Origin of the sequence: Streptomyces sp. NPDC002573, assembly GCF_042889625.1 — a bacterium.
In the GTDB taxonomy this organism is placed as follows: domain Bacteria; phylum Actinomycetota; class Actinomycetes; order Streptomycetales; family Streptomycetaceae; genus Streptomyces; species Streptomyces gibsoniae.
Genome location: NZ_JBIARC010000067.1, coordinates 21483 through 41396, shown reverse-complemented (window position 1 = coordinate 41396; position 19914 = coordinate 21483). Strand labels below are relative to the sequence as shown.

Annotated in this window: 16 protein-coding genes and 2 pseudogenes; 5 read left to right on the top strand and 13 right to left on the bottom strand. The window is 68.4% G+C overall.

Annotated elements, in window-relative coordinates; genetic code table 11:
- Positions 1-84 precede the first annotated feature (84 nt).
- Positions 85-369 (top strand): annotated as a pseudogene (locus ACFYX0_RS38095) (carbonic anhydrase); the annotation flags it as partial.
- 114 nt (positions 370-483) lie between these two features.
- Positions 484-759, top strand: coding sequence for a hypothetical protein (locus tag ACFYX0_RS38090; RefSeq protein WP_388977927.1), 276 nt, complete (start codon positions 484-486; stop codon positions 757-759).
- Positions 760-809: 50 nt separating this feature from the next.
- Here the strand turns inward: ACFYX0_RS38090 and ACFYX0_RS38085 are convergent, their stop codons facing one another.
- Entirely contained in the window at positions 810-1514 is a 705-nt protein-coding gene (locus tag ACFYX0_RS38085; protein ID WP_388977925.1) for a hypothetical protein, read from the bottom strand.
- Positions 1515-1714: 200 nt separating this feature from the next.
- Here ACFYX0_RS38085 and ACFYX0_RS38080 point away from each other — a divergent pair, with 200 nt between their 5' ends.
- On the top strand, positions 1715-3103 hold the full coding sequence (locus ACFYX0_RS38080; protein WP_388977923.1) for an IS1380 family transposase: 1389 nt from the start codon (positions 1715-1717) through the stop codon (positions 3101-3103).
- A gap of 324 nt (positions 3104-3427) precedes the next feature.
- On the opposite strand, the gene ribA is transcribed toward ACFYX0_RS38080, so the two are convergent.
- The 12 genes and pseudogenes from ribA to ACFYX0_RS38020 form a co-directional block, all read right to left on the bottom strand.
- A complete protein-coding gene (ribA, locus tag ACFYX0_RS38075) occupies positions 3428-4105 on the bottom strand; it encodes a GTP cyclohydrolase II (protein WP_388977920.1) in 678 nt (225 codons plus the stop codon).
- Between the two features lie 203 nt (positions 4106-4308).
- Positions 4309-5358 (bottom strand): zinc-binding dehydrogenase, encoded by a 1050-nt coding sequence (locus tag ACFYX0_RS38070; protein ID WP_388977917.1) that lies wholly within the window; start codon positions 5356-5358, stop codon positions 4309-4311.
- A 225-nt stretch (positions 5359-5583) separates the two neighbouring features.
- The gene (locus ACFYX0_RS38065) at positions 5584-6654 is read right to left on the bottom strand and encodes a tetratricopeptide repeat protein (RefSeq protein WP_388977915.1); all 1071 of its coding nucleotides are present in this window, start codon (positions 6652-6654) and stop codon (positions 5584-5586) included.
- The gene (locus tag ACFYX0_RS38060) at positions 6651-7820 is read right to left on the bottom strand and encodes a DUF4331 family protein (protein WP_388977912.1); all 1170 of its coding nucleotides are present in this window, start codon (positions 7818-7820) and stop codon (positions 6651-6653) included. The genes ACFYX0_RS38065 and ACFYX0_RS38060 overlap by 4 nt, the downstream gene beginning before the upstream one ends.
- A 34-nt stretch (positions 7821-7854) precedes the next feature.
- A complete protein-coding gene (locus ACFYX0_RS38055) occupies positions 7855-9198 on the bottom strand; it encodes a Dyp-type peroxidase (RefSeq protein ID WP_388977909.1) in 1344 nt (447 codons plus the stop codon).
- 100 nt (positions 9199-9298) lie between these two features.
- A complete protein-coding gene (locus ACFYX0_RS38050; protein WP_388977902.1) occupies positions 9299-9922 on the bottom strand; it encodes a hypothetical protein in 624 nt (207 codons plus the stop codon).
- Between the two features lie 289 nt (positions 9923-10211).
- Positions 10212-10799 carry a TetR/AcrR family transcriptional regulator gene (locus ACFYX0_RS38045; RefSeq protein WP_388977907.1) on the bottom strand — a complete coding sequence of 196 codons (588 nt, stop codon included), beginning with the start codon at positions 10797-10799 and terminating at the stop codon, positions 10212-10214.
- A gap of 101 nt (positions 10800-10900) precedes the next feature.
- Positions 10901-12409, bottom strand: coding sequence for an MFS transporter (locus ACFYX0_RS38040; RefSeq protein WP_388977904.1), 1509 nt, complete (start codon positions 12407-12409; stop codon positions 10901-10903).
- 43 nt (positions 12410-12452) lie between these two features.
- The gene (locus tag ACFYX0_RS38035) at positions 12453-13790 is read right to left on the bottom strand and encodes an NAD(P)/FAD-dependent oxidoreductase (RefSeq protein WP_388977935.1); all 1338 of its coding nucleotides are present in this window, start codon (positions 13788-13790) and stop codon (positions 12453-12455) included.
- Positions 13791-13898: 108 nt separating this feature from the next.
- Positions 13899-14846 (bottom strand): annotated as a pseudogene (cydB, locus tag ACFYX0_RS38030) (cytochrome d ubiquinol oxidase subunit II); the annotation flags it as partial.
- Between the two features lie 22 nt (positions 14847-14868).
- Positions 14869-16413, bottom strand: coding sequence for a cytochrome ubiquinol oxidase subunit I (locus tag ACFYX0_RS38025; RefSeq protein ID WP_388977933.1), 1545 nt, complete (start codon positions 16411-16413; stop codon positions 14869-14871).
- A 125-nt stretch (positions 16414-16538) separates the two neighbouring features.
- On the bottom strand, positions 16539-17162 hold the full coding sequence (locus ACFYX0_RS38020) for a hypothetical protein (protein WP_388977902.1): 624 nt from the start codon (positions 17160-17162) through the stop codon (positions 16539-16541).
- Positions 17163-18046: 884 nt separating this feature from the next.
- On the opposite strand from ACFYX0_RS38020, the gene ACFYX0_RS38015 reads away from it, so the two are divergent.
- Both ACFYX0_RS38015 and ACFYX0_RS38010 read left to right on the top strand, forming a co-directional pair.
- Positions 18047-18448, top strand: a complete 402-nt coding sequence (locus ACFYX0_RS38015; protein WP_388977900.1) for a hypothetical protein — start codon at positions 18047-18049, stop codon at positions 18446-18448.
- Positions 18449-18763: 315 nt separating this feature from the next.
- Positions 18764-19843 (top strand): HoxN/HupN/NixA family nickel/cobalt transporter, encoded by a 1080-nt coding sequence (locus tag ACFYX0_RS38010; RefSeq protein WP_388977930.1) that lies wholly within the window; start codon positions 18764-18766, stop codon positions 19841-19843.
- The last annotated feature ends 71 nt before the right edge of the window (positions 19844-19914 follow it).

Here is a 19914-nt window from a genome sequence, read left to right as displayed (position 1 = left end):
GGAGCCGTACCGAACTCCGCCGCTTCGCGGCTCCGGGCCAAGGATGCATTCCCTCCCCGACTAAAGTCGGGGATACCCTGCAAGATCAGGGATGGCATGGCCCCGGCGGGGTACGTCCGGGACGTCGTCGAGCGGGTGACCCCCAGCGTGCTGGCGGCGCGGGCCGCCGGACGGGTCGAGCCCGAGGAGATCCTCGCCGAACACATAAGGCACACCGCCGACCTTCTGCTGGACCGCTCCCGGGTGCTCGCCGAGGAGGTCGCCGCCGGGCAGGCCGCGGTGGCGGGCTTGTGCTACCGCCTGGCCGACGGCAGTGCGCAGCTCGTCGCCTCTCGCGGCCTCGATGCGGCACCCCCCACCGCGTCCTGACCGCCCCCGCCGTGGCTGCTCAGCGTGATTTGCCGCGGTCGGAGAACGCCCGTATACGTGGACGAGGAACCCACCGGGTTCACCGTTCGATCGTCCATGGAAGGACAGCGCCCGATGGCTCACGGAGCCGACCGCGCGCCCAGCACCGTCCCCCACACCGACCTGGCGCGGGCCGCGGGCTGCGAGGTGTGCCGGGGATGGGGAACGGTCGTCACCGACGACTGGCGGCACGAGCTGTGCCCGGCCTGCCAGACCGGTGGGCGCTCAGCCGAATCCGTTAGGAATCCGCCCGACTACATCGACTCCTGGAACAAGAACGCGAAACCCTTCACCTGGACCGCCACCACGACGAGATCCTCGTCAAGGTCCGACTCGTCCAGACCAGCGTGAAGAAACTCGTCAATAACAACGCGAAGTAACGCAATCAGGATCACGAGACACTAGAGATTCTTACCCGTATTGCCGTCGCCATTCGATGAGTCCGGCCGCTTCCTCTCGCCCGGAGCAGTAGCATCCTCTTGCCCGCCCAGCAACTCCAGGAGTGCAGCGTCCGCCTTCTGCCTGTCCTCCTTCGTCAGTTCAATAGGCGCGTTGCTGTAGACGGCGTACCGATGGGGGTCAATGATGTTGGCAGCTCTAAAGGTGAACGTCAAAAGCGGGCGCCACCCCTTTCGGTGTCCAAGTCTCGCTTGTATCTGAACCTTGTAATCACGGGCCTCTGGAACAAATCCGGAAAACGGTGCCTCGAATTCGAGGAAGAGTTGCCGCGCTTCTCTGCCGGCCACGGCGAATCCGGCCGGCAAATTCCGCTCTTCGTCCGACCCGGGCTGGAGACGGGAGGGTGAAGACATCCACAGGAGTGGGAGATGAGAGGCGGGCTCATCAGGGAAGGTCAGCATGAGATCCTGCACGACTATCGGCTTGGCGCCGGTGTTGTGAAGGACGATCGGAAGCCGCAGGCGAGCCATGGAGCAGTCGACAATAGCCGCAAAAGAATGTGGCTCCCACGACTTCAGGCGCCCCTGTCTGGCGTTGAGCCACCAGAATGAGGCGACGGTGAAGAGCAGCGCGCAGACCGACACGAAGCCGGCGCCAGAAAGCGGTGAGGACGCAATCTGATCGGCAGCGGCCATCAGCGGAAGCACAAATTCAGTGTGCCAGCCTCAGGCGAGGCACGCTAACAGAACCTGGTGGCGCGGGGCCCTTGAGCGGCTCAGCTCCTCAACCTGGATCCGCCGATCGGTGACGGGCCGCGGGAGGGGCTGACGCAGAGAGGTGCCCGCTGAGCTGGGATGATGGGAGTTCCTACACAACCATCAGGCCCGACCAACAAGGCACCTCTTAAGTGAAATCCTCCCACAGTCCCGCGGCGACGTTCGCCGCCTTCGATGACCCGAACCTGCTGGCGCACGGCGGGCTGGCTCCGGCGGTGCGCCTGGCCGAGCGGTGCGGCCTGCCGGGCCTGGTGAGCGCGAAGGTCCGCCTCGACGGGGCGGGCAACGGGGCCGGGGCCGCGCCGGACGCGAAGGTGATGTCGCTGGTCGCCGCGATACTCGCCGGGGCGGACAGCATCGACGACACCGACGTGCTGCGGCATGGCGCGATGCGCCGGGCCTTCGCCGGGATGCGCGCACCCTCCACCCTCGGCGGCTTCCTGCGCGCTTTCACCTGGGGACACGTGCGGCAACTGCAGTCCGCGACCCGGGCGTTCACGTGCAACCTGGCCGGGCACTGCAACCTGCGGCCCGGCGGTGACCAGGTGGTCTACCTGGACATCGACTCCAAGGTGAAGCAGGTCTACGGCGCCGGCAAGCAGGGCGCCGAGCACGGATACACCAAGGTCAAAGGCATGCACTTCCAGATCGTCGTCGCCTCCACCCCGCTCGCGGCCCCGGTGATCGTCGCCGAACGGCTGCGCCGAGGCTCGGCCGGCTCCGCGAAGGGCGCCGCCTCGCTGATCGCCGAGGCGATCAAGACGGTGCGGGCCATGGGCGCGACTGGAATGGTCGTGGTCCGCGCCGACTCGGCGTTCTTCTCGCACAAGGTCGTCGCCGCCTGCCGCCGCCACAAGGTGCGGTTCTCCCTCGCGGTCGCGCAGCGCAAGAAGATCCGTGAGCTGATCGCCACGATCCCCGAGGACGCCTGGACGGCGATCAAGTACCCGAAGGCGATCTGGGACAAGGACGAGGAACGCTGGATCTCCGACGCGGAGGTCGCCGAGGTCGAGTACACCGCGTTCACCGGCAAGGCCAAGAAGTACCGGGCCACCGCCCGGCTCCTGGTCCGCCGCGTCAGACGGCTGAACGACGCCCACGCCCCGGACGGGCAGGGCGAGTTGTTCAAGGTCTACCGCTTCCACGCGGTGTTCACCGACAGCCCCTACGAACTCGTGGCCGCCGAGAAGTGCCACCGCGCACACGCCATCGTGGAGCAGGTCTTCGCCGACCTGGAGGACTCCGCGCTTGCTCACCTACCGTCGGGGAAGTTCACCGCGAACGCCGCCTGGCTCACCCTGGCCGCCCTCGCTCACAACCTCACCCGTGCCCTGGGGACGCTCGCCTCCGCATTCCACGGCAGGGCCCGCACCGGCACCATCCGCCGCCAACTCCTGGCCATCCCCGCCAGATTGGCTGGCGGGGCCCGCACCCTGACCTTCCACCTGCCAGAACGCTGGCCCTGGGAAGCGGAGTTCACGGCCCTGTGGACAGCGGTCGGCTGCCGCCTGCGGACCTGACCGACGCGATGCCCTGCCCGTCCACTATCAAGGACCTCGGAGACCCCGCCACCGGGACGGCCACCCGGCGATCACCCGCGTCCACCAGGCGCAAACGCCGACAAATCCGCCCCGAAAATCACAGAGCCGCACTCATCGAATGCGGCTCTGCGGATCCAGGCTCAAGGGAGAGCAGCTAGGAATCCTCAATCCTTGGGCGAAGAAGTGCGCCAGCTCAGCGTCCACGTCAGTATGCCAGGGCTCTCAGTACTGCGTCATGCCTGGTCACGCGCTCCTTCTCGCGGTGGCAACAAGCTTGAGCTACGGCCCGGTGGGCATCGGCCGTCAGCCAACTGTCAGCTCCGTCAGCGGCAGTGTGTGGTGAGTGCGGACTGCCTTGGTGCGGAGGTAGCGGACGTTGTGTGCCGTGCTGAAGACGCCCGTGGGAACGTGGCGGGTCACCGTAAGACCCAGGGTGCGCAGCTGCTCGGCCTTGTCGGGGTTGTTGGACAGCAGGTCCAGTTCACAGATGTTGAGGGCGGTGAGCATCTGCGCGGCTGCCGTGTAGTCGCGGGCGTCCTCCGGAAGGCCGAGGGCCGCATTGGCGTCGTAGGTGTCGAGGCCCTGGTCCTGCAGGGCGTAGGCGTCGAGCTTGTTGTAGAGGCCGATGCCGCGGCCTTCTTGGCGGAGGTAGAGCAGGACGCCGCCGCGCTCGGCGATGCGCTCGACCGCCTCGCGCAGCTGGGGGCCGCAGTCGCAGCGGGCCGAGCCGAAGACGTCGCCCGTGAGGCACTCGGAGTGCAGGCGCACCAGTGGGGGCTGGCCGGGGGCGGGTTCGCCGAGGATGGCCGCGACGTGTTCCTGGCCGTCGGTGAGGCTGTGGAAGGTGGCGAGGTCGGCGGTCACGGCGTAGCCGTCGCCAAAGCGGAGTGGGACTGTCACACGGGTGCGGACCGTGGCTGCCGGGACGCCGGTCGGGCTGCTGACGGCGTTGGGTGCGGTGGCGTTGTGTGCGTCGCGCATGTCGGTGGTCCTTCTCCGGGGCGGCGTTGCGGGTGATGTTCGCGCAATGGGGTCGACGCCGGCGCCGTGGTGGCAGGTCGGTCACGTCGAATGGGCGCCGTCGTTCGGCCTCCTCCTGCGCAACCCGTGTTCTTCATGGGCTGCGCCGGCCGTACACCTTCGGAGAGTGCACGGCCGGCGCGCCCACGCGCTCGGTTGGGGCGTCAGGGGACGAGGATGAGGCGGATCGGGTTGCCGATCTTGTGTTCCAGGCGGTGGATCGCGTCGGGGGCGTCGGCCAGGGGGATGTGGTCGGTGATGGAGGGGGCCAGGTCGAGACGGCCGCTGGAGGCCAGCCGGATCAGTTCGTAGACGTGGTCGAACGAGGATCCGTAGTGTCCGTAGACCTTCTTGTTCTTCAGGTTGAAGGTCATGCGCTCCGAGATCTTCAGCGGCTCGGTGGTGATACCCACCAGGACCAGCGCACCGCGGTCACCGAGGAGGGGCGATGCCTGTTCCCGGACCGGGGGAACGCCGGCGAAGTCGAATGCGTAGTCCAGTCCCAGTCCGTCGGTGGCCCGCAGCACGGCGTCGGAGAAGCCGGGGTCGGACGGGTCGAGCGCGATGTCGGCGCCGAACGCGAGGGCTCGGGCTCGGGCACCGGGCAGCGGGTCGACGGCGATGATCGGCGCGGCACCCATGGTGCGGGCCAGCCGGACGGCATGGGCGCCCACTCCGCCGACTCCCCAGATGCCCACGGACTGGGCGGAGCGCACCTGCACGGTTTCGACCAGGGCCGCGTATGAGGTGGAGACGGCGTCCGGGATGATCGCCGCCTGGTCGAAGGGAAGTGTGTCGGGGATGGGGACGACCGTGTCCTCTCGGGCGATCGTGTACTGGGACCAGCCGCCGTCGTAGTCGACGCCGCGACCGCGGAACTCTGTGCACACGCCGCCCCTGGCACAGCGGGCGCACTGGCCGCAGGGCTGGCCCGCCTGCAGGGCGACCCGTGTGCCGACGGTCAGGTCCCGCTTGAGGCCGGATCCCAGGGCATGGACTACGCCGGAGATCTCGTGTCCCAGGGTGAGCACGTTCTTCGAGCCCAGGTGCAGCGGGGTGATACTTCCGTCGATGAGGTGAAGGTCGGACAGGCACACGCCGGCGGCCTTCACTTCGATCAGTACTTCGCCCGGTCCGGGTTCGGGGATCGGGATCTCCTCCACGAGGAACTTCTTCGTGTCCAGGTGGACGCGTCCTGCCAGCATGGTGTCCATGGTTTGAGGCCTTCTTGAGTTGGTGGTTGCGGGGGTTGGATTGCTGCAGCGCTCCGGGCCCAAAGAGGGATGAGGGCGCGCTGCGTTAGCCGGGGAGGGGGTCCCAGCCCGCAAGAGCCGGACCGCAACGGCCTCTTGCGGGCTGGGGGGACTGGCCGACGGCACGCCTCCGTCCGTCCGGCCGATCCCGTCGGTGCCCCACACCGCGGCATGGCCGCTCAGCGGCTAGGGGGCAGCCTGTGCAACCCGGTTCTGCGCGAGGACGGCGCGCTGGAACAGGGCATGGGAACGGGCGGTCTGGCGGAATGTGAGGTTCTGCAGCGCCAGTTCGAGTCCCCTGTCGGCGTCGCCGCCCACGGTGAGCCAGAAGTCGGCCGCGTGGTCGGCGTAGGCCTCCGGGTGACAGCGCACCAGTTCGTCGTAGCGCGTTGCCGCACGCTCGCGCCACTGCTTCGCCTCCTGGACACGGCCGCTTTTGTGCAACGCGGCCGCGAGGTGGGCGGCGTACTCCGGGTCGTCGCTGGTCCGGGTGAGCGGGCGCAGGAGGGCGACGGCGTCATGAGTCCCTCCGCGCAGCAGCTCAACCTCGGCCAGGTGGCCCAGTGCCGGCGCGTAGCCGGGCACCCGGCGCCGGGCGGCCTCGTACCAGGAGCGAGCCGCATCGAGATCGCCCTCGCGGTGCCACATCACACCGCGCCGGAAGTCCAGCTGAGCGAGCGGGAAGGGCGAGGTCCCCTGATAGTGGCGCCGCGCCTGGTCGAACAGTCGCTCCGCCTCGGCGATCTCCCGTCGGTCTGCCTGCAGCACGGCGAGCGAGCCGAGCGTCGTGAAGTCGCTCTGCCGCTGCGCCGCTGCGCGGATCAGGGCCATGGCATCCGCGTGGCAGCCCAGGGCCTGCAGGATGACGGCGCGTTCCGCGTCCAGTTCGGCCGTGTCCGCCCCGCTTCGGCCCGCCGCGCCGAGGTCGGCGGCGGCGTCGGCGAAGCGGTGCAGGGTGGCCCGCGACCTGGCGCGGGCGAGCAGGGCCGTGCCGTCATCGGGTGCGGTGTGCACGAGCTGCTCGGCGAGTTCTGCGGCGTGTTCGTAGTCGGCGACGCGGCCCAGGAGGTGACCTCGGAGGTTGAGGAGGTCGATCAGCCCCGCCCCCTGGGCCACCGCCAAAGGAGCCTGCGCCTCCCCCGTACCCGTACGACTGAGTCGTACGGCCAGGCCGTCGATCTGCGCGTGCAGATTCATGACGGCGATGGTGCCGTTCGTCGTGACCGGCTCGCACACCTGGGGAGACGCCCCGGTCATGCCGCTTCCTGGGGGGGCATCTGCGCGGCCAGGCGGGCGCCCAGGTCCGGCGGGGTCGGGTTGGGAGCGTTCAGGTAGGGGAAGGTGTGGGTGGCCGGCTGGGTCGCCTGGTCGACGCCGTCGCTCAGACGCTCGCCGTCGATGCCGCCCACCAGCAGGGTGTAGAGGGTGTCCACGATGTCGTCGTTGAGGGAGCGGCCACCGCAGGTCGTGTGCGGGCGGCCGGCGACCAGGGCGGTCTCGATCTCGAACCAGCCGTCTTCGGAGAAGGGCTTGGACAGGTCGACGACGAGGAAGTCCGCGAGCAGCAGCTCGGTCAGCGGGTGGGCACCCTGCTCGTCCAGCGGCCAGTCGGTCTTGCCGTCCAGGCCGTCGAACCAGGCCAGGTTGGCGTTGAACCGCGCGCGGTAGGCGTCCGCGTAGTCGGGCCGGATGTTGAAGGTGTCTTCCTCGTTGTAGAGGTCGCGGATCTCCAGGTCGCGGTTGACCGTGTCGTACTTCTTGCTCGACAGGACCACGTTCTTGATCTCGGGGCGGCCCATGCGCTCCAGCTGGATCGGGCGTCCGCCACCGGCCGTCAGGGTCTCGCCGACGACCGCCACCAGGGAGCCGGCGGCCGAGCCGAGCACCGCGGCGTCGACCTCGAGGACGATGCTCAGCACGTTCAAGTCCTCCAGAACGTTAGGAGCCTCGGGCCTGAGGGCCAGCTTCCCCGTCATATCGGTGGCGATCACGCCCACGAAGTCGATGAAGAACGGGTCGAGCCGCGACCCGGCGAAGATCTTCAGTCCCTCGGCCTCGGTGGGCACCTCGTTGCCGACCTGGAAGACGACCGTGCGGCCGTCGGGTGCCTGGCACCTGCCCATCTGCACCAGGGTGTCGGCGCCGTCGAGCTGCTGGGGGGCGTCGAAGGTGAAGTCGAAGACGTACTCGTCCTCGCCGACGTTGAACGCCGCAGTGGCGCCCTCGCTCACGGACGTGACCGGCCGGACGCGGAAACGGTGGGTGATCACGTCGGAGAACAGGGCCGTAGGGGTCGAGGCCGGGAGCACGTTGAGGACGAGCACCAGGTTCCCCGGCCGCTGCGGGCTCGGGAAGGCGTACACGTCGCAGATGTCGGAGGCAGGGTCCGCTATGGCACGCGGCCCGGAGAAGTGGTCAGCCATGAAAAGCTCCTTGTCGTATGGCTCGCGAGAGATGTCAGGTGTCGAGGTCGGCGATCCAGCGCAGTGCCGAAAGCCCGGGCATGAAGCAGTACTCGCCGCCCCGGTTGACGACGAACGGCGGAAGCCCCTTGAAGCGGCGGCGGATCGGCTCGCGCGGGATGGTGAACTGGCCGTCCTCGTTCCCGCCGATCAGCGGGTCCTTCTCGTCCGGGGCCCCGATGAACTTGCCGTCGTTCAGCCACTGCCGCTGGACGAACTCGAACTGCCGCGCAAGGTGGGCTCCGACGAAGGCGAACATGATGCCGCGGTCGGCGCCGTCGTCCTCCAGCACGCCCTTGGGCAGCGGCGGACCGTAGGTGGTGCCGCGCCTGATCATGCGGTGCAGGCGCACCTCGCCGGTGACGACCGCGTCCCGCGGGTTCATCCGGCGGGCGTGGGAACCCACGGGGCACTTCAGGCCCTGCGGGTCGTCGCCGTACATGAAGTCGTTGTTGCGCGTGGGATCGGCACCGAGTTCCGGATCGTCCTTGTCCGGCGTCAGTGCCAGCGGGGCGCCACTGGGCCAGCGGCCGACGAACTTGGCCGCGATCAGCTCCTCGTCCGCGGGGTCCTTGGCGCGGTCGCGGACGTACTGACGGAACTCGGCCACTCGCGTGTGCAGCTTGCGGAAGACCACATACGTTCCGTTGCGCCCGAGTACTTCGGGCTGCGGAACGGGGGCGATGTCTCCGGTCTCGTCCTCGTATCCAAGGACGAACTCGCCCGCCTTGAGCGGAACTTCGCGCGGATTGGTGCCGGGGATCCCCGTGCCCTCGATCGCCGGCTGCCCGATGCCGTCCCGGAAGCCGAACGGCTCCTTCTCGTCCGGTCCGACGTGCACGTCCTGCTGCCAGACGGCAACGACGCCGGGCAGGTCACGCAGCGCGTCGCGGGCAAGGAGGACGATCGTCTCCAGACGGACGGCATCCGGGGCGAGTGCGGCCAGAATGATGTGCACGTCCTTGGAACCGAGCGGACCCTCCCAGTTCTCCGGTGCACTGTCCCCGACATCCCCGAGTTCGTCCGCCCGCGCGGCCATGCCCTCCTGGAACTCGGGCGGGAAGGTGGCCAGCGATTCCTCGGGCACGCCCAGGGCCTTCAGGCCCTGGAAGCTGAGTGCCACCGCGAGCGAGACCTGACGCTGGGGGTCGAACGTGGCGACCGAGTCGAGGACGGGAGTGAGCCGCCGCAGCAGCTCGCGTCCCTGCCGCCGGTCGTCGATGCGCAGGGCGAGGTAGGAGCCCGCGTAGGGCGTCGGCCGTGGCTCCAGAGCGGCGGCTTGGATGTCGTCGAGGTCCAAGGCGTCGAGCTCGAGGGTGCTGCCCTTGTCCGTGGTCATGATGCCTTCCAGAACTGTGGTGCGTGGGCGCGGTCGTCACGCCGGTGTGGGTCCTGGGAGGGGGCGGGGATGGTGTCGCACCCTCCCAGGGGCGTGGGGGTCAGGCAGCGGCCTGGGCCAGGAGCGGCTTGAGGGCCGGGTGGGCGAGGGCTTCCTCGGCGGCGGGGTTGTCCAGCACTGCCTGGAAGGCGTCGTTGACCTGCTGCGCCTTGACGACCTGCGGCATGGTGAGGGGGCCAAGGGGGTTGAAGTAGGCGGCGGCCTGCTCCTGGCCGTCCTGAAGGATCTTCTTCAGGCGGGCGGTGGAGTTGCGGACGTTCTCCTCGAAGTCCGGGCGGTCCATGTCGGTCAGCGCTTCCATGCCCCCGGCCTGCTCGACCCACGCGAACAGCTCGTCCCACTCGGTGGTGTGCTGCAGCCAGTCCGCGAAGTGCTCGAAGCCCACCGTCAGGATCGCGTCGTCGACGTAGGGGTCCCACTCGGTCTCGAACGTGGTGGCCCACAGCAGCATCCTGCCGCCGTCGAAGACCACGTGCCGGGTGTCACGCAGACCGGTCTTGATGGTCTGCGCCGGGTCCTGGCGGCGCAGCTCCTCCACGAACCGCTGAACCGCCGCCCGGATCTCCTGCTCGTGTCCCGGCTTGATGTGGAAGTAGGTAGCCAGCTCGGAGACCACACCGTCCGTGCGGCCCTTGCCCGCCTTCTTGGTGATCGTAGAGGTCATCGTTTCCTCCGGTAGAAACCTTGCACGCGAAATGCGGTGGCATTTGCGACATGAGGCGATAGGTGCGGAATCGGCGGTTTCGCGACCCGCATGTGAGACAGATTGACTCACAGACACCCTATGAGTCAACCTGTCTCAGAGTGACCTGAGTCACACTGTCTCGAGCAGTTCAAGACATGCGAATGTCCGGCGCCACCGTCTCACCCGGTCGGACGGGGGACATCCAGCGACGCCGGACCGAGCCCGCGGCGAGGGCGGGCCGCCTTCGTTCACACAGGACGCGGCGACGCTACGACCAGCCCCGCAGGGCGGCGTCCACGACGATCTCCACGGTGTCACGCCCCAGGCGGTTCCCGGCGATGAAGCGCTCGAAGAACAGGGGGCCCACCGTGGCCATGGCAAATGTCTCGGGAGTGACGTCGGGGCGAAGCTGGCCGCGCTCGACGGCGGCGGCAACCGCGGGACCGAGGGCGTCGGCGATCTGGTGCATCAGCGTCTGCCGGAGGCGGCGCATGCCTTCGTCGCTCCGCGAGCCGCCGATGACCGCGACAAGGACAGCGCCCGTGTGCTCGTCGTCCAGTCGCTCGGCGAGCACGCCCAGATTGTGGACGAGCTCCGCTCGCGGATCGCCGCCCGAAGCGGCCCGGATCTCCTCAGGCACAGCAGGCAGAGGCGGCATACCGGCTTCCAGTGCGGCCAGACGGAGATCGAGAAGGCCGGGCCAGTGCCGGTAGACAGTGGCCCTGCCGACGCCGGCGCGGGCGGCGACCGCTTGGTGCGTCACGGCCTCCAGCCCACCTTCCGCGAGCAGCTCGGTGGCCGCCCCGACCATGGCCTCGCGACTGCGCAACAGACGCGGATCAGTTCTGACCTGCAACCTACTACTCCCTTCCGTGGGACAATGTGGCTTGCAACGCTCTATGAGTCATTCTGTCTCACAGAAGGGAGGGGGGGAAGCCGGGACGCCCGAGGAGTGCGTCACATGTGGACGACGGGTGCGACGCTCTCGTCGTGCTGGGGTACGCCACGGCGGTAGAGCACAACGGTCACGACCAGGCCGATGGCGAAGACGGCCGCCGACCACCAGTAGGCGGTGGAGTAGCCCTCGAGGCCGGCCTGGGCCAGGACGGCGGGGTCCTTGGGGTTGCGGCCGGAGAGGTAGTGGGTCGCGGCGTCGGAGGCCATCGTGCTGAACAGGGCGACGCCGATGGACCCGCCGACCTGCTGGACGGTGTTGACGGCGGCGGACGCGACCCCGGCATCGGCCGCGGCCACACCGGAAGTGGCCAGGCTCATGGCGGGCGCGATGACCGTGCCCAGTCCCACACCGACGAGCACCAGCTGGGGCAGTACCTGCGCCACGTACCCGCTGTTCAGGTCCAGCTTGGTCATCCAGGCCAGGCCGACGGCCGCAATGGCCATGCCCAGCGGTACCACCGGCTTGGGCCCTATGCGCGGCACCACGACGTTGTTGGCCACGGCGGAGGCGAGCGACGATGCCACGATCATGGGCAGGAAGGCGAAGCCCGTCTTCAGGGCGCTGTAGCCGAGGCTCTGCTGCAGGTAGTAGGTCAGGAACAGGAACACGCCGAACATGCCCGCGCCGGTGACGAAGAGGGCGGCGAAGGAGGCACCGCGGTTACGGTCCAGCAGGACCCGCAGGGGCAGCAGCGGATACACCGCCCTGCTCTGCCACCACACGAAGGCGGCCACCAGTACGGCACCGGCCACCAGCATGCCCCAGGTCGCCGGCGAGCCCCAGCTGTGCGTTTCGGCGTTCGAGAACCCGTAGACCAGGCAGAACAGGCCGGTGGAGACCAGCAGGGTGCCGAGGACGTCGAGCTTGGAGGACGTGTCGCGTGCGCTGCGGTGCAGCAGGGCTGCACCACCGGCGAACGCCACCCCCGCGAAGACCACGTTGACGTACATGGTCCAGCGCCAGTCCAGGTACTGGGTCAGCACTCCCCCGAGGATCAGACCGATGGCTCCGCCGGCACCGGCGACCGAGCCCGCGACGGTGAAGGCCTTCGCCCGCTCGCGCGGTTCGGTGAAGGTGGTCATCAAAAGCGAAAGTGCGGACGGGGCCAGCAGGGCGGCGAACAGGCCCTGGACGGCGCGCGCGATGACGAGCATGGCGAAACCGTTCGCCGCTCCTCCCACCATGGAAGCGGCCGCGAAGCCGGCCAGACCCACCAGGAAGGTCACCTTCTGCCCGACCAGGTCCGCAACCCGGCCGCCGAGCAGGAGCAGGCTGCCGAAGGCCAGCGCATAGGCGGTGACCACCCACTGCCGGTCGGCGTCCGAGAAGCCAAGGTCGTGCTGGGCGGAGGGCAGGGCGATGTTCACGATGGTGCCGTCGAGGACGCCCATCAGCATGGACAGGGAAATGACCAACAGGATCCACCAGCGATGCCGGTGCGAGGGGTCGGTCACGTTCTCAAATGCGGTCTCGGTGCCGCGAGCGGCGGCGGTGGTGTTCTGGGACATGGGGACAGCCCTCCAGGCAGGGACAGAACGAGGGGGGAAGGAATCAGGTACGGCTGCGGGACGACAGGGCCGCCTCGGTGAACGGATCGCGCGGGTGCTCCAGTTCGATGAGGCCGACGGTTTCCCGCTTCAGCAGGGAGGCCAGCGACCAGTCCACGAACACGCGTATCTTGCGGTTCAGCGTCGGCACCCGGCTGCCGTGGTAGAGGCGGTGGAACCACCACGCCGGGCGGCCCTTGAGCTTGAACCTGTTGAACAGGATCGCGACGCCCTTGTGGAGGCCGAGGCCTGCCACCGCGCCGAGGTTCTTGTGCCGGTACTCCTTCAGTGGCCGGCCGCGCAGAGCCGCGATCAGGTTGTCGGCGAGCACCGGGGCCTGCCGTACGGCGTGCTGCGCGTTCGGCGGGCACCACGCGCCCTCTTGCCCGGCCAGGTCAGGGACCTGGGCGTTGTCGCCCGCGGCCCACACGTGGTCGAGGTCCCTGACCTGAAGGGTGGGCAGGGTGTCGACGTGGCCCCGCGGGCCGAGCGGCAGGCCGAAGTGGGTCAGCACGGGGTTGGGGCGGACGCCGGCCGTCCACACGATCGTGGAGGCCTGCGTCTCGACGCCGTTCGCCAGGACCACGTGCTGATCGACGCAGGACTCCATGGAGGTCTCCAGGTACACCTCGATGCCACGCCCCTGAAGCTTCTCCATGGTCCAGACACCGAGGTCCGCACCCATCTCGGGCAGAATGCGGCCGGCGGCCTCGACGAGGATGAAGCGCATGTCCTGCCTGCTGACGTTGCGGTAGTTGCGGGCGGCGTCGCGGGCCATGTCTTCGACCTCTGCGATGGTCTCCACACCGGCGAAGCCGCCACCGACGAAGACGAAGGTCAGGGCCTTGCGCTTCACCGCCTCGTCCGTGGCGGAATCGGCGCGGTCCATCTGGGTGATGACGTGGTTGCGCAGGCTGATGGCCTCCTCGACGGACTTCATGCCGATGCCGTGCTCGGCCAAGCCGGGTATGGGGAACGTCCGGGAGACCGAGCCGAGCGCGACGACGAGGTGATCGAACGGCAACTCGAGCGTGTGACCCACCGCAGTACGGACGTGGGCGACCTTGGCCGCCTGGTCCACGGAGACCATGTGGCCGGTGACGACCTCGGCGCCCGTCAGGACATTGCGCAGCGGCGCGACGAGGTTGCGCGGGGCCACGTTGCCGGCTGCCGCTTCCGGCAGGAAGGGCAGGTAGGTCATGTACGAGCGGGGGTCCACGACCGTGACGGTCGCCTCGCCGCGGCGCAGCTTCTTCAGCAGGCGCATCGCGGTGTAGAGGCCGACGTAGCCGCCGCCGGCGATGAGGATGCGTGGCCTGTCGGGGACAAGGGCGAGGGTCATGGCGGATCCTTGTGCGGGAGAAGGTGCGTGCGAGGGGGCGTGAGCGTGTCCGGGCGGGTCGGTCCGCGGGATGTGATGAGTGCCGATGCGCTTGCGGAACACCCAGTACGTCCAGCCCTGGTAGCCGATGACCAGCGGAGCGAAGACGGCGCCCACCCAGGTCATGATCCCCAGCGTGTACGCCGAGGAGGACGCGTTGGTGACGGTCAGGCTCCAGGCCGGGTTCAGCGTGGAAGGCATGACGTCGGGATAGAGAGTCAGGAACAACGTGGCAGCCGTGGCCGCCACGGTCGCGGCGGAGAAGGTGAACGCCCATCCCTCGCGGCGAGCCCTGGTGCAGGCGAGCGCGATCCCCCATGCGGCGAGCGCGAGGACCACCGTCGCCAGGCTTCGGCCGTTGCCGCGCTCCGCCTGGGTCCAGATCAGGAAGCCGGCGGCGGGCAGCGCGGCCAGGGCGCCGAGCCGGAAGGCGAGTGCGCGAGCCCGGTCCCGGATGTCGCCGACGGTCTTGAGCGCGGCGAACACCGCTCCGTGGACGGTGAATACCGCCAGCAGGGCCAGCGCGCCGAGCACCGCGTAGGGGTGGAACAGCCCGCTCAGCCCGCCGGTGTAGACGTGCCGCCGGTCGATGGCCACCCCGTGGACGATGTTGGCGAAGACCAGTCCCCACAGCAGCGGCGCCAGCAGGGAGCACCAGAAGATCGCGTGGTCCCAGTTGCGCTTCCACCGGATGCCGTCGCGCTTGGCGCGGTACTCGAAACCCACCGCCCGCACGATCAGACAGACCAGGACGGCGAACAGCAGGAGGTCGAAGCCGCTGAACAATGTGGCGTACCAGCCCGGGAATGCGGCGAAGGTCGCGGCGCCGGCCGCGATCATCCACACCTCGTTGCCGTCCCAGACGGGGCCGATGGTGTTGAGCAGCACGCGGCGTTCGGGCTCGTCACGGGCGAGGAGCTTGGTGAGCACGCCGACGCCGAAGTCGAAGCCCTCCAGGACGAAGTAGCCCGTCCAGAAGAAGGCGATCAGCAGGAACCAGAAGTCGTGGAGGTGCATGGCGAAACGTCCTGACGGCCGGTCAGTAGGCGAAGGTGAGGATCTTGTCGTCGTCGGCGGTGGACGACCCGCGCAGCCGGGGGTCACGCTGCGGCGGCTGCTCGTCGAGATGAGGGCCGGCGGTGGCGTACTTGACCATCAGCCTGACCTCGATGACGGCGAGGACTGCGTACAGGAGGGTGAATCCGATCAGGGTGGTGAGCATCTCCGCGGTGCTCACCCCTGGGGAGACGGCGTCGGAGGTGCGCATCAGGCCATAGACCACCCACGGCTGGCGGCCGGACTCCGTGAAGATCCAGCCGAACGAGTTCGCGATCAGCGGGAATCCCAGTGTCCAGACGGCCGCCCGCCACGCCCACGTGGTCAAAAACGGTCCCAGAGCCCGGTTCTTCGTGAGCATGAGGTGCGGGACCTCCTCCGACCGGGTGACGAAGGCCGGGGCGATCCAGCGCCGGTTGCGCGTCAGCCACAGCCCCGCCGCGCCGACGGCGACGGAGGTCATCCCGAAGAGCATCATGAAGCGGTACGAGAAGTACGCCACCGGGACGTTGGGAAGGTAGTCCCCCGGCGAGCCGCCGTACTGCGCCGCCATGGCTGCTGCGGCGTTGTTGATACCGGTGACCGGGGTGTGCGGGTTGCTGTGGGCGAGGAACGACAGCACATACGGGATGTCGATGTCGAAGGCGTTTCGGTGCCTGCCCACGTCCGGGACGGCGGCCACGGAGAACGGGGCGTTCGCCGCGGTGTCCCACAGCCCCTCGCCGGCCGCCATCTTCATCGGCTGCTGATCGATCAGCAGTTTGCCGAGGGTGTCGGCGTCGAGAACGGTGGCGATGCCCGCCACGGTCAGTACCGCGAGGCCGATCCGCAAAGAGGTCCGCATGACGCGGATCCGCCCGCCGTCCACCACGCCGCCCCGGATCTGGGTGCGCTGTGCGCGCCACAGGTGCCAGGCGGCGATACCGGTCACGAACGCTCCGCCGGTGACGAAGGCGGCGGTGATCGCGTGCAGGCTGGCGAACACCGCCGTGGGCTGCAGGAGCACCTCGGAGAAATCGGTCAGCCGGGGTCTGCCGTGGTCCATCCGGTAACCGACCGGGTGCTGCATCCACGAGTTCGCCGCCAGGATGAAGTAGGCCGACAGCACGGTGCCCAGGGACACCATCCAGATGCAGAAGAGGTGCAGGCGACGGGGAAGCCGGTTCCAGCCGAACATCCACAACCCGATGAACGTGGACTCGAAGAAGAAGGCGATGATCGCCTCCATCGACAGCGGTACCCCGAAGATGTCGCCCACGTAGCGGGAGTACGCCGACCAGTTCATGCCGAACTGGAACTCCTGGACGAGACCGGTGACCACGCCCATCACCATGTTGATCAGGAAGAGCTTCCCCCAGAACTTGGTGGCGTGGAAGTACTTCTCCTTCCTCGTGCGCACCCATGCCGTCTCCAGGCCGGCAGTGATGCCGGCCAGGCTGATCGTCAGCGGCACGAAGAGATAGTGGTAGACGGTGGTGATTCCGAACTGCCAGCGGGCTATCGCGTCGGGGCTCATGGCCGTGTGCACTCCCTCCAAGGGGAATCCGTCAGGCGACTTTGTGAACGTGAATACATTCACAAAGTCGCCTGCGGCTAGCGATCTAGGTCCTGGGAGGGGGCGGGGATGGTGTCGCCCCCTCCCAGGGGCGTGGGTCAGGCAGCGGCCTGGGCCAGGAGCGGCTTGAGGGCCGGGTGGGCGAGGGCTTCCTCGGCGGCGGGGTTGTCCAGCACTGCCTGGAAGGCGTCGTTGACCTGCTGCGCCTTGACGACCTGCGGCATGGTGAGGGGGCCAAGGGGGTTGAAGTAGGCGGCGGCCTGCTCCTGGCCGTCCTGAAGGATCTTCTTCAGGCGGGCGGTGGAGTTGCGGACGTTCTCCTCGAAGTCCGGGCGGTCCATGTCGGTCAGCGCTTCCATGCCCCCGGCCTGCTCGACCCACGCGAACAGCTCGTCCCACTCGGTGGTGTGCTGCAGCCAGTCCGCGAAGTGCTCGAAGCCCACCGTCAGGATCGCGTCGTCGACGTAGGGGTCCCACTCGGTCTCGAACGTGGTGGCCCACAGCAGCATCCTGCCGCCGTCGAAGACCACGTGCCGGGTGTCACGCAGACCGGTCTTGATGGTCTGCGCCGGGTCCTGGCGGCGCAGCTCCTCCACGAACCGCTGAACCGCCGCCCGGATCTCCTGCTCGTGTCCCGGCTTGATGTGGAAGTAGGTAGCCAGCTCGGAGACCACACCGTCCGTGCGGCCCTTGCCCGCCTTCTTGGTGATCGTAGAGGTCATCGTTTCCTCCAGTAGAAACCTTGCACGCGAAATGCGGCGGCATAGATGAGGTGTGAGGGCAGTCGCGGGATTTCACCTTTGCGCGGCGCCCTCTGTGAGACAGATTGACTCACAGGACCCCTATGAGTCAACTTGTCTCACAGAGAGCTGCGTCACACCACCGCCTTCGGGCGGGCGCAATGACCGCCGAGCAGGAACTGCGCAAGGACGGCGGGAGAATCCTCAAGGCGTCACGGTCGGGCCGCCATCCGCAGGGCGACACGCCGCGCAGACTCCCGCCGGGAGTGACCCCGTGGCCCGACAGGCCCTCCCGACAGAGCCCCGGAGGCCGTCCGCGTCGACAGCAACACCCCGATCCGGCGCCCCTGAGCCCGCCACTGACGCCGACATGCCCGCATCGGCGCGGAACATCCGCCCGGGAGTCGCCCCCACCCCGGGGCAGCGCGTCCTGCGGTCACCGCCGGGAACGAGGCGACTTTTCACCGCACAACCAAGCCCGGCACCTGACGCGCCGCATGGGGCCGGCGGCGCAATGCGCTCTGGAGAACAAGGCGACAAGCGCGCCGCCGATCCGCGCAGCCTTCACGGCACCAGCCGGCAGCACACCGACAGGGGACCCCGCCCCTTTTTCGCGAGAGGCGCCTTGCACCGCAGACCCGGGTTCGACATTTCCATACGCCGTATGGTCCACTGGGGAAGTTCCATACGGCGTATGGAAAGCAGCGGAGTGCTGCCGCATCGGGCGGCCTCCGCTACGACCAACAGCCGCCGGCCGGCCCTCACGAGGGGTGAACCGCGCCGATGCGGCTTCGACATGGCGCATCGCAGTCACTCGCGCGAGCAATCGCTGGGATTGCCGCTTGCGCCCACCTGAAGGGAAAACCATGAGGAAGCTCACGAAGCGCATTTCTCTCGCTGCCGCCTCCGCCGCGGTCGCGGGTGGAGCCGTCCTTGGTGCCGGCGGCACCGCCTCGGCCGCGGTTCCTGTGTCCGCGAATGTCCAGCACTCAGCCGTCAGCATCAAGGCCGACGACTACCGCTGGGAGCACGGTGTCGCCCACCGGCACCACCACAAGGAGGCCTGCTGCCGGGATGACTCCTACCGCGCCTGGCAGCACGACGACTGCTTCACCCCTTCGCACCGGTACGACCGCCATGGTCACTTCTACCGCTGGGATGACAAGGACTGCGGCTGGAAGTACGACACGAACTACCGGGACGACTGGAACCGGTACGACCACGGCGGGAACCGGTACGACCACGACCGGAGCCACGATCACCGCTGAGAAGGACGCCCTTGCACCTGCGGGCTCAGCTGTGCACGCCCCCCTGATACCTGTCGGCGGGGCGGCCGCCGGTCCCCGCACCGGTGCCCCCTGAACCCGCCCGAGGCAGGGCAGTGGGCGGGAGCGGACTCAACGATCCCTCCCGCCCACCGGGCGAGGCGCCCATGACCCTGTCGCGGACTTCCCTCCACTGGACACCGCGACGGCACACGTCATAACTGACCTGGCGACAGAAGTGAAGGAAGACCACGCATGACAGCCGCGCGCACGGCCCCCGCCAGCCCCCCTTCCCGCTGGCGCCGCATATCCGGCTCAATGAGCCGCGCCGAGTGGGGCCGCGCCGCCGGGATGGCCGCCTTCATCATCACCCTCCATGTCATCGGGTGGTTCACGCTGGTGACGATCGTGAGGCCGGAGCACTACAGCCTGGGTACCAAGGGTTTCGGGATCGGCATCGGGGTGAGCGCCTACACCCTGGGCATGCGGCACGCGTTCGACGCCGACCACATCGCCGCCATCGACAACACCACCCGGAAACTCATGGGCGAGGGCCAACGCCCCCTGTCGGTCGGCTTCTGGTTCTCCCTGGGGCACTCCAGCATCGTGTTCGGGCTGGCCCTCCTGCTCTCCCTGGGCGTCAAATCCCTCGCGGGACCAGTCCGCGACGACAACTCCAAGCTGCACCACGTCACCGAGCTGATCGGCACGACCGTCTCCGGGACGTTCCTCTACATCATCGCCATCGTCAACCTCGTCATTCTCGCTGGCATCTGGCAGGTGTTCCGGCAGATGCGCTCCGGCCACTTCGACGAGGCCGCGCTGGAGCAGCAGCTCAACAACCGCGGCCTCGTCAATCGCCTCCTGGGACGCGTGATGAAGTCGATCACCAAGCCCTGGCAGATGTATCCGCTCGGCCTGCTGTTCGGTCTCGGCTTCGACACCGCCACCGAGGTCGCGCTGCTGGTGCTGGCCAGCTCCGGAGCGGCCTCCGGCCTGCCCTGGTACGCCATCCTCTGCCTGCCGGTCCTCTTCGCGGCCGGCATGAGCCTGCTGGACACCATCGACGGTTCTTTTATGAACTTCGCCTACGGCTGGGCCTTTTCCAAGCCGGTACGCAAGGTCTACTACAACCTCACCATTACCGGCCTGTCCGTCGCCGTCGCGCTGGTCATCGGCACCGCCGAGCTGCTGGGCCTGCTCGCCGACAAGACCGGCCTGCACGGCGCATTCTGGGACTGGATCGGCAGCCTGGACCTGAACATCATCGGTTTCGTCATCGTCGGCCTCTTCTTCGCCACATGGGCTGCTGCCCTGGCCGTGTGGAAGCTCGGCCGCATCGAGGAGAAGTGGACCGCCGGGCTACGTTCCGCCGAGCAGCAGACCGAGTCAACTTGACCCAACTTCAGGGCCGGCTTTCAGGTAGGCGCAGCTGGCTGCCGCGTGGCCTCCCCCGTCTGAGGCACCTG